This window comes from Thiothrix caldifontis, from assembly GCF_900107695.1.
Taxonomy (GTDB): Bacteria; Pseudomonadota; Gammaproteobacteria; order Thiotrichales; family Thiotrichaceae; genus Thiothrix; species Thiothrix caldifontis.
Window position 1 is genome coordinate 141,687 of record NZ_FNQP01000009.1, and the last position, 16,398, is coordinate 158,084.

A 16,398-nucleotide genomic window follows, 5' to 3' on the forward strand; every position below is an offset into this window, starting at 1 on the left:
GCCTATAGACCCTCTATATCATGCAAAATGACCAGTACAACCGCCATCAAACCAGCACTTACGCGCCTGATTTGCTGAAAAAACCAGATACACTTGACTTGCGTGAGTTCGGGCGTACCTTACTACGCCGCAGACGCATGATTATGTTGATCACAGCACTTACCTTACTCTTAGCATTGCTCATCACGCTATTGAGCAAACCCGTTTATCGAGCCACCGCGACACTGCAAATCGAACGTGAATCCAGCAAGATCGTGAACATTGACAATATTCTAGGTTCTGGCGACATTCGCGATACTCGCGATTTTTACCAAACACAATTCGAGTTAATTCGCAGCCGTGCACTAGCGGCTCAAGTTATCACTAAGTTAAAACTAGAAGAAAAACTCTCCAGCACCTCGATTATTGGTCAGATAAAAGCATGGTTCAGTACCCCCGATGCCGATAGCCAACAAACGGCACTCGAAGATCTGCTGCTGGACAATCTAACCGTAGAACCGGTTAAAAACTCACGTTTAGTCGCCATCAACTATACCTCATCTGACCCTACGCAAGCTGCTGACATTGCCAATGCAATCGTTCGTACCTTCAAAGACATGAATACCGAACGGCGTTTGTCTGCCACCACCGATGCCTCCGAATACCTCAATAAAACCGTGCAAGAAACCAAAGCGCTGCTGGATGAGTCTGAACAACGTTTGAACCAATACGCCCGCGAACATGAAATTTTCCAACTTGACGGTGAGGAATCCACCACATCATCACTAGCCTTGAAACAGCTTTCTGAAGAACTCATCAAAGTACAAAAACAGCGCATTGAACAGGAAAGCAAATACGAAATCCTCACCGATAAAAATCGTACACTAAGCGATCGTATCGGCGTGTTGGAAAACGATACTTCTTACCTACAAGCGATGCAACAGCGTCTCGACAAGCTCAAAGCCCAACAGGAAAAACAAGCGCTTGCTAATTTAAGCAAGGAGATTAGCAAACTCGAAAACGACATTGAAATCGAAGTTGCTGCCAAACGGGATTCTCTCAAAAATGAGCTAGAAGCCACCAAACGCAACGAAAGCATGATCCGCGAAGGCATAACCAAAGCAAAAACCGAAGCCATGCAAGAGCAAGACAAAACCATCGCTTATAGCACGCTCAAGCGAGAAGTCGCAACCAATCAAGAGCTTTACCAAAACCTGCAACAACGCCTGAAAGAAATCAATATTGCCGGTGGTGTGGTTGCCAACAACATCGCCATTATTGACCCTGCACAAACGCCACTCAAAAAATTCAAGCCTAATTTATCCACCAATTTGTTATTCGGTGGCTTACTCGGATTATTGTTAGGCATATCCGCCGCCTTCATGCGTGAATTTATGGATGATACAATCAAAGATATTAATGAGCTGGAACGGGCTACCCAACTTCCGGTACTTGGGGTAATGGCTGAAACGACAGATGTTAACACCCGACAACTGGCAACTGCCACTATCAGCAAGCCACGTTCCGTTATCGCTGAAGCTTTCCGTTCATTGCGTACCAGCTTACGTTTTTCACACCACAGTGATGATACTCCCATCATTTTTATCACCAGTACCAGCCCTAATGAAGGCAAAACCACCACCGCCAGTAACCTAGCATGTGCTTATGCATCGGCTGGGAATCGTGTACTGTTAATTGATGCGGATTTGCGCAACCCTTCATTACACAAAACCTTAGGTATTCACGCATCTAACGGTTTAGCCAACTACCTTTCTGGCGCGTTGGATAATCGCGAATTGATTCAAACCACCGATATTCCTAATTTATATTTGCTCCCTGCTGGAAGCTTGCCGGATGATCCTGCTGAATTACTGTCTTCACCCCACATGCATTCCTTGTTAGCAAGCGCTAAACGTGATTTTGACCAAATCATTTTAGATGGCCCACCGGTATTAGGGCTTGCCGATGCATTGATTTTAGCGTCACAATCTTCTGCTACCTTGCTCACTGTTCGCGCTGAACATACCCGTATGGTCATGTTGGAAAATGCCCTAACCCGTTTACGTCGTGCGCAAGCACCACTCGTCGGCATCTTACTGAATCGCGTTGACTTGACTAGCGGTTATGGCGATGACTATGGTGGTTACGTTTACCAAGCAGAACAGCAGGTAAACCCCAGCGCAGTGAGCAAATGGTTGACTGCCTTGAAAAAACTGTAATCAGGAGACATACCATGTCTATCGCACTGGCTTTACACGTTCTAGCCGTTGTCATTTGGGTGGGCGGCATGTTCTTTGCGTACATGGCGTTACGCCCCGTTGCCGCGACGATCCTCGAACCACCCCAACGCTTAACCTTGTGGAATGGCGTCTTTGGACGCTTTTTTCCCTGGGTATGGGCGGCTATCATCACCATTCTGGCCTCCGGTTATTGGATGCTTCTCGGCCCATTTGGTGGTTTTGCCAACGCCCCCGTGTTCGTGCATATCATGAATGGGCTAGGTCTGATTATGATGCTGATCTTCTTTCACGTATATTTTGCCCCCTATCAGAAACTGCGCAAAGCCGTTGCAGCACAAAGCTGGCCGGATGGCGGCAAAGCACTCGCGCAAATTCGTGTTCTTGTCGGCATCAACACCCTGATCGGCGTGATCACCACTCTGGTGGCGGCTGGCGGAAAATATTTCCTGTGAGTGACGTATTGCGTTTACGGGATAGTGGGATAGACAGTGTTGCCGCTCTGCTCGCACGCTACGGCTTACAATTGGAAACCGTCGCCGATGAGCAACCCATCCCCGGCAGTTATTGGCATGAAGACGAAGCCGGTATCATTGGTTTGAGTGTGTTTGTACGCCAAGACACGCCCCTGCATTCAGTGTTACACGAAAGCTGCCACACCATTTGCATGGATCAAGAACGCCGTGCTGTGCTGCATACCGATGCTTGCGGTGAATACAGCGAGGAAGATGCGGTCTGTTACCTACAAATTCTACTGGCAGATTATGTCGCTGGGTTTGGACGTGAACGTGCTTTGCAGGATATGGATACATGGGGTTATACCTTCCGGCTGGGTTCAGCACAGCGCTGGTTTCAGGAAGACGCAGAAGATGCCCGCACATGGTTAATTCAGCATGGCTTACTCACACAAACTGATGAGGTCATTTTCCGGTTACGCCAAACATAAGGCTGGCAACCAACCAAAACAGTGCCATTAACAAAGGCTGGTGTAATAAGTAAACCGCCAAACTGTGCTTACCCAACCACAATAAGACCGGCAACCAAAACCAACGGGGTAAGGGTTTCAAGCATTGCTCGCAATGTTCCAGCCGGTTTCCAACATAAATACCTAACAACATCACCCCAAACCAGGGCAACAACGGTGTGTAATCTTTGGTGTTGCTGACCACCGTACCTAACCCTAACCATTGCAACCATGCAGCATTAAATAAGGGATCAGCCAACCACTGCGGTAATAGCACCAACAGCAGACCCAGCGGCAGATTTAACCACCCCAAACGCAGGAACGGTACGGCTAACACGCTGGCAACCGCCATAAAATGCAATACCCCAAAAAAAATCCAACTCGTAGGAAAGACTGCGTAACTGCCAGCACTCACCAACATAGCACTGACCAACAATAGCCCTTCACGCCGCCAAAAGCGTTGCCAATGCAGCCCGTGCCGATTTGCCAACGCTAAGCTAATCCCCGCAACGCCCACAAACAATGCCACGATTGCTTTCTGAAAAGCAGGCCAGAACGTGCTGTGCAATAAATCAAGTTGGAGCAAATCGAAATGATTCAGGTCATACGCGCTATGGAAGACCAACATCAAGAAGACAGCCAAACCGCGTAATGCGTCCGGCCATTCAAGGCGGGAAACCTCCCCCCCCATAGGAGAGGAAGGTTTGGAAAACAGCAAGAGAAGAGAACCTTAGTTCTTAGACTTATCCACGATCTTTTGAATCCACGGCATCATTGCCCGCAATTTTGTACCCGTCTGTTCAATAGGGTGTGCGGCGTTATTACGACGGTATGCCGTCATAGATGGGTAGTTGGAAGCCCCTTCCAGAATGAAGTTTTTCGCGTATTCGCCATTCTGAATGTCTTTCAGGGCTTGACGCATCGCTGCACGGGATTGCTCATTGATAACTTTAGGGCCTGTCACATACTCGCCATACTCCGCGTTGTTGGAGATGGAGTAGTTCATGTTGGCAATGCCACCTTCGTACATTAAATCAACAATCAGTTTCAGCTCGTGCAAACACTCAAAGTACGCCATTTCTGGCGCATAACCGGCTTCTGTCAGGGTTTCAAAGCCCATTTTAACCAGTTCAACCGCACCGCCACACAACACCGCTTGTTCGCCGAACAGGTCGGTTTCGGTTTCGTCTTTGAATGTGGTTTCAATGATACCTGTGCGACCGCCGCCGATAGCAGAAGCGTAAGACAGCGCCACCTCTTTCGCTTTACCAGAAGCATTTTGCTGGATGGCGATCAGGTCAGGGATACCGCCGCCTTTGACGAACTCGTTACGCACGGTGTGACCCGGTGCTTTGGGTGCGATCATAATGACATCTAAATCAGCACGTGGCACGATTTGGTTGTAGTGGATCGCAAAACCGTGTGCAAATGCCAAGGTAGCACCTTGCTTCAGGTTAGGCTGGATTTCATCACGGTACAACTGGCTTTGGAACTCATCCGGGGTCAGGATCATGACCACATCAGCCGCCGCGACGGCTTCAGCAACCGGGGCAACTTTCAAACCAGCGTTCTGGGCTTTTGCCACAGACGGGGAGTTGCTGCGCAGACCAACAGTAACGTCAACGCCGGAATCTTTCAGGTTGCAAGCATGGGCGTGACCCTGTGAACCGTAACCGATGATGGCGACTTTCTTGCCGCGAATGATAGAAAGATCAGCGTCTTTATCGTAATAAATATTCAGTGCCATAAAGCCTTTTACCTTAAATCCAAAATATCATAATCAATTAAACGTGTAGGGACGCTTCGCCACGGGCGATGCCCATGCTACCAGAACGTACTACTTCAATAATACGAAAGTCTCGCAGTGCATTCACGAACGCATCCAACTTACTGCGGTCGCCAGTCAGCTCAATCGTGTACGTTTTATCGCTCACATCAATGATGTTGCCCCGGAAAATATCCGATAAGCGTTTAACCGCTTCACAAGCCGCATTTTTTTCAACACCGACTTTGACAAACATCATTTCACGCTCTAAATGCGCATACTGGGCAAGATCCATCACTTTAACAACATCAATCAACTTATTGAGTTGTTTGACAATTTGTTCCACAATTTCTTCACTACCGCGTGTCACCAGTGTCAAGCGTGACAGCGTTGCGTCATCGGTAGGCGCAACCGTCAGGGACTCAATATTGTAACCGCGTGCCGAGAACAAACCGGCAACACGCGACAACGCGCCCGCTTCATTCTCCATTAAAATGGAAATTACATGCCGCATTTTGTCACCTATACCAGAATCATTTCATTTTGACCTGCGCCAGCAGGCACCATCGGGAATACATTGTTCTCACGTTCAGTAATGAAATCCATGAAAACTAAGCGGTCTTTCATCGCCAACGCTTCTTTTAATGCGCCTTCCACGTCACTCACTTTCTCGATACGCATCCCAACGTGACCATAGGCTTCCGCAAGTTTCACGAAATCAGGGAGTGCTTCCATGTAGGACATGGCGTAACGCTTCTGGTAGAAGAACTCTTGCCACTGGCGCACCATGCCGAGGTAGCCATTGTTCAACGACAAAATCTTGATCGGTAAGTGATACTGCAAACACGTCGCCAGTTCCTGAATGCACATCTGGATGCTGCCATCGCCGGTAATACAACCGACGGTTTCCTCAGGGAATGCCATTTGCACACCCATCGCGGCTGGCAAACCAAAACCCATCGTGCCTAAACCACCGGAGTTGATCCAACGGTTCGGCTGGCTGAAGCGGTAGTATTGCGCTGCCCACATCTGATGCTGACCCACGTCAGAACACACGTAAGCATCGCCGTTGGTCACTTCCCAGAACTTTTCGACTACGTACTGGGCTTTGATGGCTGCATTCACATCCTGATTGTATTTCAGGCAGTCGGCTTTGCGCCATTCGTCGATTTGCTTCCACCATGCTACCAAGGCTTCCGCATCGGGGCGTTCATTCCGGCTGCGGAACTCCTCCAACATATCGACGATGACATTTTTGACATCACCCACGATAGGCACATCCACTTTCACGTTTTTAGAGATTGATGCCGGGTCAATATCAACATGAATAATCTTGGCGTAGGGGCAGAACTTTTCGATATTACCGGTTACACGGTCATCAAAACGTGCGCCAATAGCAATCACCAAATCGGCATGATGCATCGCATTATTGGCCTCATACGTGCCGTGCATCCCCAACATGCCTATGAATTGCTTATCCATTGACGGAAAGCCACCCAACCCCATCAGGGTATTGGTAATCGGAAAACCCAACTCACGGGTCAACTCGGTTAACTCATGCGCTGCACCTGACAACACCACGCCACCGCCGGTATACAGTACGGGCTTTTGGGCTTCCAGCATCAGGTCAATGGCGCGGCGTACTTGACGTTTATTACCCTTGACCGTGGGGTTGTAGGAACGCATGGTGATTTCTTTGGGGTAATGGAACTCACACCGTGCCGTGGTAATGTCCTTAGGAATATCAACCAACACTGGGCCGGGGCGGCCTGTACTGGCGATATAAAAGGCTTTCTTGATGGTTGTTGCCAAGTCTTTAACGTCTGTCACCAAGAAGTTATGCTTAACACAGGGGCGGGTAATACCCACGATGTCCACTTCCTGAAATGCATCATTCCCAATCAGATGGCGCGGCACTTGCCCGGTGAACACCACCATCGGCACAGAATCCATGTACGCATCTGCAATGCCGGTCACGGCATTGGTTGCACCGGGGCCGGATGTTACCAGCGCCACTCCCGGCCTATTGGTTGCTTTGGCATAACCCTCGGCTGCATGTACAGCCCCTTGCTCATGTCTTACCAGAATGTGGTTGATTTTGTCGTGCTGCTTGTACAATTCATCGTACAAAAACAACACAGCTCCACCAGGATAACCGAAGATGGTATCAACCCCTTCCTCTTTCAGACACTCGACGAATATCTCGGCACCGGTCAGTTCCACTGTAAACTCCGTAAATCGCTAATGGCGAAGGAAAAGACTCGCATCATAATACGAATGGATTGGGGATTACACCCCAAAAAGCTTGTGAGTATTGATTTTTTAAGAACAAACTGTGGAGACAAATTAAAGACACATTCCAAAACATAAAAGCCCCGGCAGATTGGAGCCTGCAAGGGCTTTTGGTGCATCGCGGAAGACCACGAAATAATTTAATGGCGCATCCGGAAGGATTCGAACCTCCGACCACCTGGTTCGTAGCCAGGTACTCTATCCAACTGAGCTACGGATGCGCTGGAAGAGGTGCGCATTATGCTAACTTGTTCAGAGTCGGTCAAGCAAAAAATTAAAAAATTTTACAGAAAAGTGATAACCACCCGCAACGCTGATCATCGGCACACTATTTGCAGCCAGTTTGACACTTTCGTGACGCTTAGCAGATGAAATAACGCACCTCGCGCTTTCTATGCTACAGTTTGGTTGCACCGCAACAAAAAGGATATAACGACTATGGTAGACACTGATTTCATGCAATCCCTAAAACGGGCACGCACCTACGGGCTGGGCGAATTTTTGGAAATCATTGGGGAGCTTTCCCAAGAAAGCACCAAAAAAGGCATTCTGGATCGCAAACATAAAGAGTTGATTACACTAGGAATTGCGCTTGCAAAAGGCTGTCATCGCTGCATCGACATCCATACTGAAGCCGCCGTTAAACTGGGTGCAACTGACACCGAAATGCTGCAAGTACGCCGTGTAGCGCTGTATGTGCAAGCCAGCCCCGAACACCACCACACTGAGTTATGGAAAGCTTGGATGGACTCATGGCGCGAGTTTTCCCTTAGTAAAGGCTGTATCGACCGTCGCTGCCGTGAATTAGTCGGTTTGGGCATCGCGTTGGTGCAGCAAGATGCACGTTTGATTGACATGCACGTCAAAGCCGCTCGTGAGTTTGGTGCAAGCCCAGAAGAAATTTTCGAGGTCATGCCTATTGCGTTGCTCATGGATGGCGCACCTGCACTTTCGCAAATTCCACAACTTGTCCATGCACTGGAACAGTCCGAACTGCTGGAGGTTGCTGCCTGAGCAAGCACCAACGCATTTATGCCATCGTGCGGCAAATTCCATTAGGCTATGTCGCCACTTACGGTGACGTAGCCTCTCTAGCCCAGTTACCGGGACACGCTCGCTTAGTGGGTTATGCCCTACACGCCCTCCCCGAATATTCCGACGTACCCTGGCAACGTGTTATTAATGCGCAAGGCAAACTCAGTCTTGGTCGCGCCTACCCCGGCGGCGACTTGCACCAACGTCATCTACTCGAAGCGGAAGGCATCGTCTTCGATGCCAATGGCAACATTGATTTAAAACGTTTTCGCTGGCAACCCTAATGCTGAAATGCTGCACTATACTTAAATAGATAGGGCAACAACACAGAGGGAGAAACTGATGTCACGACTCGCTGATATGACGCTGGCGCAAGCCAACACTTGGTATACGCAAAACCCACAAGCCCGTTACGACCGGCCTTTACCGGCTTCTGCCTATACCATCAACTCCGCCAGCGCCCAAACGTTATGGAAAGACCCCACCCTCAAGACTGACCGCAGTCTCGTCACCAAACTGATCGAAGTCGGCGGCAAATGGGAAGAAGTCCCCACCCACATCCACAGCGACAAAGACTTACGCCTGATTGCCTACCAAAATGTCTGGAAAACCAAGCAGCGTGATCTGCTGCGTTTTATCCAACCCGGCGAATGGTATCTTGGTTCCTCACACCACAATCCCGGCAACCGCCACATTGTGCAATCCGTGTTTCATAATGAGGAAAAAGGCTTGGAAATGCTCAAGTTTAGCATTACCCACATCCGCAATTACATTGGAGTAGCCAACGGCATGGTAGCCACCGACAGCCCACGCAGCTACGCCAATCAACATGCGGCGGGGCATGTGAATCCGAAAGATTACCCATCCTTGCTGTGGCGCATTCGCTTTCTTGGAGACATTTCCCCCGCAGAACAACGTGCTTACGTTAATAATGTGCGTACTTGGTCGATGCTGTTACAAAAAGTCACCAAATTCCCGCCCGACTACAACGGCAATGACAACCTGATGACCAATAGCTATGCAAAAGTAATGGAATTTGGGGGGAATGTGCTCAATGCGGTACTCGGTAGCCGTACCGCGCTGGCTACCTTACACAGCCAAGCTGAACAAGTATACTGCTCCGAAGCGGGAATGCACCTTGCCCTCAACCTCGGCTTAAATGCCCCGCTAAACCAAGCCAGTGTTAGCGCCCTGTTTGGTGCAGATAAATGGGCAAAAGTCAGCGCCATGCTCAATGAAGGTGAAGCTTTTTGGCGCAATGGCAAATACCTAGACTACTACGGCAATGGCACAGATGGTTTTGTGCAAAATGCCGAACAAAACCGCTTGGTTGACTTAGAACCTGCCCCCACTTGGCTGCAAGCACTCAAAGACCGCTTACCCGGCAGACCCTTAGCAGGCGGGGGGCTAGTCTTCCGCCCTTGGGATGTTGCCGACATGATTGAAAACTTCATCAAAACCGCCATCCCCCGCAAGGGGCGTGAAACGTGGGAAGTCTCCAACGCGCAAGCCGAATTACTCTTGTGGTTAAAACCCGGTATTTTTCACTCAATGGGCTTTAGCCGCACTAATCCACCACCGCCACCACTGGTAATGCTGTTTGATACCTTAGTTGCCAAAGTGCGGCGCAATTATGAATCGTATGAAGCATTGCGGGCAGCCATTGCGCCAGAGTTACAGGCCGCGCAGCAAATCGTTGCCCCCAAAGCGCTGGGTGCGGGTGCATTCGTCCCGCCACACATGGTCACCACCATCACCGGTGATGCCGATGAGTTGATTGCTTTGGAGGCTGTCGGGCAGTTATTCCATGAAGATGTGCTCAAAGCGAAGTAATCCTTTATAATCGCCGCATTTTAATGATAACCGGCGGTGATTCGCGGGAGCTTTTGCATTATGCCATTTTCAAACCGACCCTCTGTGGATGCTACTATCGGGCAAAATTTGCCAATCCTTCAGGAGCGTTATGCCCTGCGGCGCTGCATGGCAAATACCGCGCTTGGCAAACTGTATTGGGCACAAGACCTAAAACAAACCCAAGGCAACGGTGAACAAGCCAATGTATTGGCCTTCACATTATTGCCCGCCTTGGCACAAGACCCCGTATTTGAACAAGTTTTTGGGCACGTCTTACCCACTTACCAAAAATCAATGCCCGGTATGCCTCAGCTCTTGGATGATGGCAAAACCGCCGACGGTACGCGCTGGATGGTGATGCGTAATATCAGCGGCATGTTACTTTCCGAACGCCTAGCAGAACTGGATGACCGGGGAATGCCACTCCCCGAAGCGCTAGAATTGCTGGACAATCTTAAGCATGTGTTTGCCAGCCAAACGCCAGACGGCGTGTTTGGTTATGCCGAACCGAATGCTATCCTGCTGACTGAAAAAGCGCCTTGTTTATTGACAGCCCCTGTTGCGGCTGCGTTGCGCATGGCGTACCGCAATCCACCTAGCGAATACACCCGCCACACGCTGCATTCCGGCTACATCAGCCCCGATGTGCTACTGGGCGACACCCCCACCAGCGCAGACGATACCTTTTCGATAGCCTGTTTAGCCTATCACCTGCTGCAAGGCTTACCACCGTTTGGCAAGCAAACTACCCTGGAAGCAGCGGTACGCAACTTTGCCCCCGGTAGCATCCGCAAATTACGCCCTGATACATGGGCAGCCTTACAACAAGGGCTAAACTTAAAGCGTGCGGCTCGCCAGCCAACACCCACCGCGTTATTACGCATCTTGCAACGCAAGCAACAAAAAAAGCTATTGTTACCCGCTGTTGCATTGGTCGCTGCCAGCGCGGTAGCCATCACCACTTACCAATTACTCTCCAGTTGGGGTGAGCCACCAGAAAATGCCGCAGACACGCGCATCACTGGCTTAGAGGCTATTCCATCCAACAACACGCCCCAGCCTGATGCCGCAGACACCGCCACACTGGTCGGGGAACGTGGTCTTCCCCCCGTGCCGGATCAAGACAGTGTGCAAGCTGAAGCCGACAAACTCGCCGCTGAAACCGCGAATCAAGCCAAACCCACCAATAACCTTAGTACACTACAAGAGCAAGCCGCCGACGCTATCCGCACCGGTAAGCCCGCAGCGCTCGACTACCTACGCCAAGCCGTAGCGCTAGAGCCAGACAATACCAAAACACAGCAACTGCTAACGCAACTGATCACCGACCAACATGCCGAAACCGAAGCCTTGCTCAGTGCGGGTAAATTGGAAGAAGCCAACAAACTACTCAGCACCACTGACCGACTGATCACCGAATTCACCTTGGCTGACAGCCTAAAACGTCAAGTGAGTTTAGAAGCCGAAGTCAGCCAAGCGCAGCGCAAACTAGCGTTAGCACAAGAACAGGAAACACCTGCCACAAACGCCACTATCCCACCTGAAACCACCGCAGCACCCAGTGATACGGATGACACCAACAGCAGACAATACCTAGAACGTGCACAACAAGCCATTAGCTATGGCAACCTAAGCCGTGGCGATGACCGCAGTGAAAGTGCCATTGCCTACCTCAGCCCTCTGCTAGCACAAACACCGGATCACCCTGATGCCATGAAATTGCTGGAAAAGATCGTAGCAGCCCAACAGGAAGAAGCCCGTACACTATTGAGTAAACGTGATACCGACAAGGCTCGCACCGCCCTGAATGATAGCCAAACCCTGATTGGCAAATACAAACTGGATAATCACGTTGAAGAACAAATCGCGCTAGAAAAGCGTTACCGTGAAACCTTGGCAATGGGTGTGTTTACCCCCGGCACCGAGCCAGAAACGCCTGCCACCACTGCCCCCACCCAACCGGAACCCGCAAAGCCTGAACCAACCGCGACCATCACCGCCACACCACCCGTCGCCACCCCTGCCCCAGCTCAGGAAACAGAAAACCCTGAAGCCGCTGAAATGGCTACTTCAACCGAAGCGGTACCGACGGCGAATCCCCCGATGGAAGTTCGAGTTTCCCCGGATATTCCCGTGCAGGATGCCATAAACGTTACCACAACCGAACTACCACCCGTTCAGTTAGAAAACGCAGTACCAGAACCTATTACCCCCCCCAGCAGCAACGTCATATTTGAGGTTCCTGCGACAGATGCAGACAACAGCGGCACTACCTTCACCCTCGATGTACCCAACCTGATCGAAGTACCGCTGGATACCATCAAGGAAAGCTTGCCACCTGCCGACAGATAAATGCAGACACTGGGCGACCATCGTCCAGTGTTTCTACCGTATCCAGCAAAATGTCAGTACCTGCAAATATTTGTGCCAACTCCCCCGGCTTCAGCAAGAAGTTGGGGTTACGCGGGCTACCGAACTGTTCCGCTCCCTGCATAAACGTTTGGTAGATGAGAATACCACCCGGTTTTAGTAAGCGTTGCAGCCAAGGAAACAGCGGGCGGTGCAAGTAACGCGCTACCGTGATCAGATCAAACTGCCCGTTAGCGTAATGAATGAACGGATCCGTACCGGTTTCCAAATCCACACACGCGCTACGAATGCAAACCTGCTGAGTTGCCGCCAATTGTTGAGCGCGTTGCAACGCAGCGGGAATGTAATCAATACCGGTCATCGCCCAACCGTGCATCGCAAGATACACCATATCGCGCCCTGCCCCGCACGCAATATCCAAACCCTCGCCCGGTGTAAGCGCATACAGGGGCATGAATTCTGTGACGAAACGTGCAATCAACGGCGCGGGCTGCCATAAACGCTGGGAATGTTCCCCACACTGCCATAAACCTTCGGCTTGTAACATCGCCTCCACTTGCCGCGTCCATTCGGTTTGTTGTGCTACGTGATAGCCTTTGCTGGTGAGAAATGCGTAAGCTTGGTGTAGGTCATCACCAACACCGTATAAGGCAAGCGGTTCACTGGTTTTGGGAAGTTCGTGCATTCGGGCGGGTAATTCTGCGCTGGGAATGGCGCAGGCAGCGGCATGATGCCCCTCACAAAACGCGGCGAAGGGGCGACAATCAAGGTGTGCAAGTGACATTATCTTCCTGGAAGCGAGAGTACAAGATACCGCAGTTTAGCATGATCAGCCCCTAACCAAAGCCGTAAGCTCCGTAAGCATCACATCAAGCTACGCCCTTGCAAAATCATCACCCCCAAACTCGTGGTAAGCAATGAACCCAGCGTCGTCAACACCACCGTATTCGCCGCCAGTGTCGCATTACCGCCCATTGCCCGTGCCATGACGTAACTCGCCGCAGCGGTTGGGGCTGAAGACATCAGCAACAAGATACCTAAATCCATGCCGCGAAAGCCCAACCACCAACCGCCCGCCGTAAACAACACAGGAATCAGTACCAACTTGCTGAATGTTGCCAATAAGGTTTTGCTCATCTCCTGTTTTAGCGTGTGAAAATCCAGCGATGCGCCGGTACACAACAAGGCCAACGGCAAGGTCATATCCGCCAGGGTTTCGCCTGCTTTCATCAGCAAGGCGGGCGGGCGCACATCCCACCAAGCAAACGGCAAGGCCAACACAATGCCAATAATCAACGGGTTGGTAACGATATTACGCAACATCCGCCCAACACCTTGGTGTTTATGCAAAGAACGGCTCAGGGTGATTACCCCCAGAATATTGAACAAAATGCTCAAAATTCCCACGTATAAGGACGCCGCTCCCAACGCCACCTCGCCATACGCATTCACACAATAAGCCAGACCGATAATCGCCATATTGGAACGGAAAATGCTTTGCACCACCACGCCGCGATCTTCCGGCGGTTGCACCGTGAAATGCACCAAAATTTCCGTCAGCAGAAACAAGACAAGCATCGCGACCAAACCATAAGCGATCAATGGGAAGTTAGTCGTCGCATCAATGTGGGTCTTCGCAATGCTGACAAACAGCAGCGCAGGCAATGCCCAGGTAAACACCAGCCGTGAACCGGCCTCAATAAACGCATCGCTGATCGACTGTCGCTCGCGGAGCCATGCCCCCAACGCCAGCAAAATAAAAATCGGCCCCGTGACCGACAAAGAAAACAGGATGGTGTTCCAGAATTCGAGCATTTCACACCTGCGTGCGTGCAAATAAACGCGAATAATTGCATGTAATGAGGCTTAATGTGCGATTAATTTTTGTAATTCACGCAAATCAAGTGTAAATTACAGCCATCTCGTCAGAAAATCATCACAGTTCATCGGATTATGGTCGGTGCAGATCAGGGCGGTAGCGTCTCTTCCATAGCACTTAGATCATATCGGCTGGGCTGCGCACACTGATACCGGGTGTATTAAGAACGTGGGTGTAGATCATGGTGGTCGACACATCCGAATGCCCCAACAATTCCTGCACGGTGCGGATATCGTAACCGGATTCCAGCAGATGGGTAGCAAAGGAATGGCGGAAGGTGTGGGTGGTCGCGTGCTTGGTGATCCCCGCCTGTTTCACGGCGCGGCGGATAATCTTCTGCAAACTGGTTTCATGCAGATGATGACGGCGCACCAACCCGGTACGCGGGTCAACGCTGACCGCACTGGCAGGAAACACGTATTGCCAGCGCAACTCCCGCGCCGCATTCTGGTATTTCTGGCTCAAGGCTTCGGGCAAATACACTTCGCCAAAACCGTTACGCAAATCAATCTGATGCAAACGCGCCACCAAGGCAAGCTGTTCTTTCAGCGCCTCCTTAAAACGCTCCGGCAATGGCACAACCCGATCTTTGCCGCCTTTGGCATTACGGATATGCAATTGGTTGTAATCGAAATCGACATCCAGCACCCGCAAGGTCACGCATTCCATCAGCCGCAAACCACCGCCATAGAGCAAACCTGCCATCAGATGGTGTGTGCCCTTGAGTTGCTGGAAGACGCGGCGCACCTCTTCGCGGGATAACACCACCGGCAATTTGCGCTGGCGCTTTGCCCCGATGAATTCATCCAGATCATCCAGCGGCTTTTGCCACACCTGATTAAACAAAAACGCCAAAGCATTTAACGCCTGCTTTTGCGTAGACACCGAGACATGACGCTTCAGCGCGAGATATTCCAGATAATGCTTCACGTGTTGCCCATTAAGGTCACGCACATTATCGGGTTTGTGGAAATAGAAAAACCGTGAAACCCACAACTGATAAGTTTGTTCCGTGCGGATGGAGTAATTTTTCAGGCGTATCGCCCGCACCACTTCGGCAATCGCAGGCTGATAACGCTGGTAAAGCTCATGGGAACAACGCTCCTCGCCGTCGAGCGTCGCCAGGCCATCCAGCACATTGCTGTAATCGCGGGCAACGGTCGCATGATCCACTTCTAGGGGCTTCGCTGACTCACGCCAGTACTCCCAATCGAAATCACGCGCCCAGGGGAGCTTCAGCGCCAGACTAAACAGAATCCGTATAGCATCGACCACCTGCCCAAATTGCCAGGGTGATAGGCGGCTTTCACGCCCCACTTTGTTCAGAAACTGTTCCACATGATGCGGGGTGTGGGTACGAATGTGTTCATCGGGAAACTCGGCAATGTACTGCTTGGTACGCAATACATACCATGAGACAACACCCTTCTTAACATTTTGTTTCAAAAGAAAAAGTGAATAGTTTTCCCAGAACTCATGGGAATACGCCATTGTTGATTCGACTGGGGTTCGTGTATGCTTCTTATCCATGAAAATCAGTGCCATTGGGGATACACAACGCATGATAATCCGAGACTATACGGAAGGCTTTACGAACAGGATAGGCGGCGTCTGCTCACTGATTATCCGCAGGCTGCCTAGTCTGTTAGACATAGATTCCGCCCAATAAACTGTTAATTGCTTTCGCTCCTCCCTCTGTTCTCCCTCCTTTAGATACGTTCTGTATCGCACTATTCAAATTTGTATACCGTTGTTTTTGTATTCGCTTATAAACCTTTACCCAAGCACCAATCTGGGGCTTGGTGCTGGGGACGCTCCTTGCGTCGCCTAGGGGTTTGTTTATGGCGATTTTTTTTATTCTGTGGAACCCACAAGGTTAGAGTCCCACCCTGCATGGACAGGGTGAGAATGTTTAGGATTAATCTATTTCCATTTCGTAGATAGCTGTTAGAACTTCTGGCATTTTTTGAATTTGTTTAGTCCCTAACAAGAAAACCAGATTGTCTTGAATCAAAGACCTTAG

Annotated in this window: 14 protein-coding genes and 1 tRNA gene; 7 read left to right on the forward strand and 8 right to left on the reverse strand. The window is 50.5% G+C overall.

Features of this window, described 5'->3' with window-relative positions:
* The first annotated feature begins 20 nt into the window (after positions 1-20).
* Genes BLV87_RS09390 through BLV87_RS09400 form a run of 3 tightly spaced genes read left to right on the forward strand, consistent with a single transcriptional unit; the run spans position 21 to position 3,162 of the window.
* Positions 21-2,198 (forward strand): GumC family protein, encoded by a 2,178-nt coding sequence (locus BLV87_RS09390; RefSeq protein ID WP_093067911.1) that lies wholly within the window; start codon positions 21-23, stop codon positions 2,196-2,198.
* A gap of 14 nt (positions 2,199-2,212) precedes the next feature.
* A complete protein-coding gene (locus BLV87_RS09395) occupies positions 2,213-2,671 on the forward strand; it encodes a CopD family protein (protein ID WP_093067914.1) in 459 nt (152 codons plus the stop codon).
* Positions 2,668-3,162: a hypothetical protein gene (locus BLV87_RS09400; protein ID WP_217629968.1), complete on the forward strand. Its 495-nt coding sequence runs from the start codon at positions 2,668-2,670 to the stop codon at positions 3,160-3,162. The genes BLV87_RS09395 and BLV87_RS09400 overlap by 4 nt, the downstream gene beginning before the upstream one ends.
* On the opposite strand, the gene BLV87_RS09405 is transcribed toward BLV87_RS09400, so the two are convergent.
* The 5 genes from BLV87_RS09405 to BLV87_RS09425 all read right to left on the reverse strand — a co-directional run bounded on the left by BLV87_RS09405 (position 3,137) and on the right by BLV87_RS09425 (position 7,458).
* Positions 3,137-3,898, reverse strand: coding sequence for a heparan-alpha-glucosaminide N-acetyltransferase (locus tag BLV87_RS09405; RefSeq protein WP_217629969.1), 762 nt, complete (start codon positions 3,896-3,898; stop codon positions 3,137-3,139). The genes BLV87_RS09400 and BLV87_RS09405 overlap by 26 nt on opposite strands.
* 12 nt (positions 3,899-3,910) lie before the next feature.
* Complete coding sequence (gene ilvC, locus BLV87_RS09410; RefSeq protein ID WP_093067954.1) at positions 3,911-4,921, reverse strand: ketol-acid reductoisomerase; 1,011 nt, start codon at positions 4,919-4,921, stop codon at positions 3,911-3,913.
* 43 nt (positions 4,922-4,964) lie between these two features.
* Complete coding sequence (gene ilvN / locus BLV87_RS09415; RefSeq protein ID WP_093067920.1) at positions 4,965-5,459, reverse strand: acetolactate synthase small subunit; 495 nt, start codon at positions 5,457-5,459, stop codon at positions 4,965-4,967.
* A gap of 8 nt (positions 5,460-5,467) precedes the next feature.
* A complete protein-coding gene (ilvB, locus tag BLV87_RS09420) occupies positions 5,468-7,168 on the reverse strand; it encodes a biosynthetic-type acetolactate synthase large subunit (protein WP_093067921.1) in 1,701 nt (566 codons plus the stop codon).
* Positions 7,169-7,381: 213 nt separating this feature from the next.
* A tRNA-Arg gene (locus BLV87_RS09425) sits at positions 7,382-7,458 on the reverse strand.
* Between the two features lie 217 nt (positions 7,459-7,675).
* Between BLV87_RS09425 and BLV87_RS09430 the strand changes: the two genes are divergently transcribed.
* Genes BLV87_RS09430 through BLV87_RS09445 form a run of 4 tightly spaced genes read left to right on the forward strand, consistent with a single transcriptional unit; the run spans position 7,676 to position 12,478 of the window.
* Positions 7,676-8,251, forward strand: a complete 576-nt coding sequence (locus tag BLV87_RS09430) for a carboxymuconolactone decarboxylase family protein (protein ID WP_175517896.1) — start codon at positions 7,676-7,678, stop codon at positions 8,249-8,251.
* A gap of 14 nt (positions 8,252-8,265) precedes the next feature.
* On the forward strand, positions 8,266-8,556 hold the full coding sequence (locus BLV87_RS09435) for an MGMT family protein (RefSeq protein ID WP_281241314.1): 291 nt from the start codon (positions 8,266-8,268) through the stop codon (positions 8,554-8,556).
* A gap of 58 nt (positions 8,557-8,614) precedes the next feature.
* Complete coding sequence (locus BLV87_RS09440; protein WP_093067925.1) at positions 8,615-10,105, forward strand: hypothetical protein; 1,491 nt, start codon at positions 8,615-8,617, stop codon at positions 10,103-10,105.
* Between the two features lie 60 nt (positions 10,106-10,165).
* Positions 10,166-12,478 carry a hypothetical protein gene (locus BLV87_RS09445; RefSeq protein ID WP_139282153.1) on the forward strand — a complete coding sequence of 771 codons (2,313 nt, stop codon included), beginning with the start codon at positions 10,166-10,168 and terminating at the stop codon, positions 12,476-12,478.
* On the opposite strand, the gene BLV87_RS09450 is transcribed toward BLV87_RS09445, so the two are convergent.
* The 3 genes from BLV87_RS09450 to BLV87_RS09460 form a co-directional block, all read right to left on the reverse strand.
* Complete coding sequence (locus BLV87_RS09450; RefSeq protein WP_093067930.1) at positions 12,447-13,280, reverse strand: methyltransferase domain-containing protein; 834 nt, start codon at positions 13,278-13,280, stop codon at positions 12,447-12,449. The two genes, BLV87_RS09445 and BLV87_RS09450, sit on opposite strands and share 32 nt — an antisense overlap.
* An 80-nt stretch (positions 13,281-13,360) precedes the next feature.
* On the reverse strand, positions 13,361-14,311 hold the full coding sequence (locus tag BLV87_RS09455; RefSeq protein WP_093067933.1) for an AEC family transporter: 951 nt from the start codon (positions 14,309-14,311) through the stop codon (positions 13,361-13,363).
* A gap of 181 nt (positions 14,312-14,492) precedes the next feature.
* A complete protein-coding gene (locus BLV87_RS09460) occupies positions 14,493-15,920 on the reverse strand; it encodes an integron integrase (protein WP_425441551.1) in 1,428 nt (475 codons plus the stop codon).
* Positions 15,921-16,398: the final 478 nt, after the last annotated feature.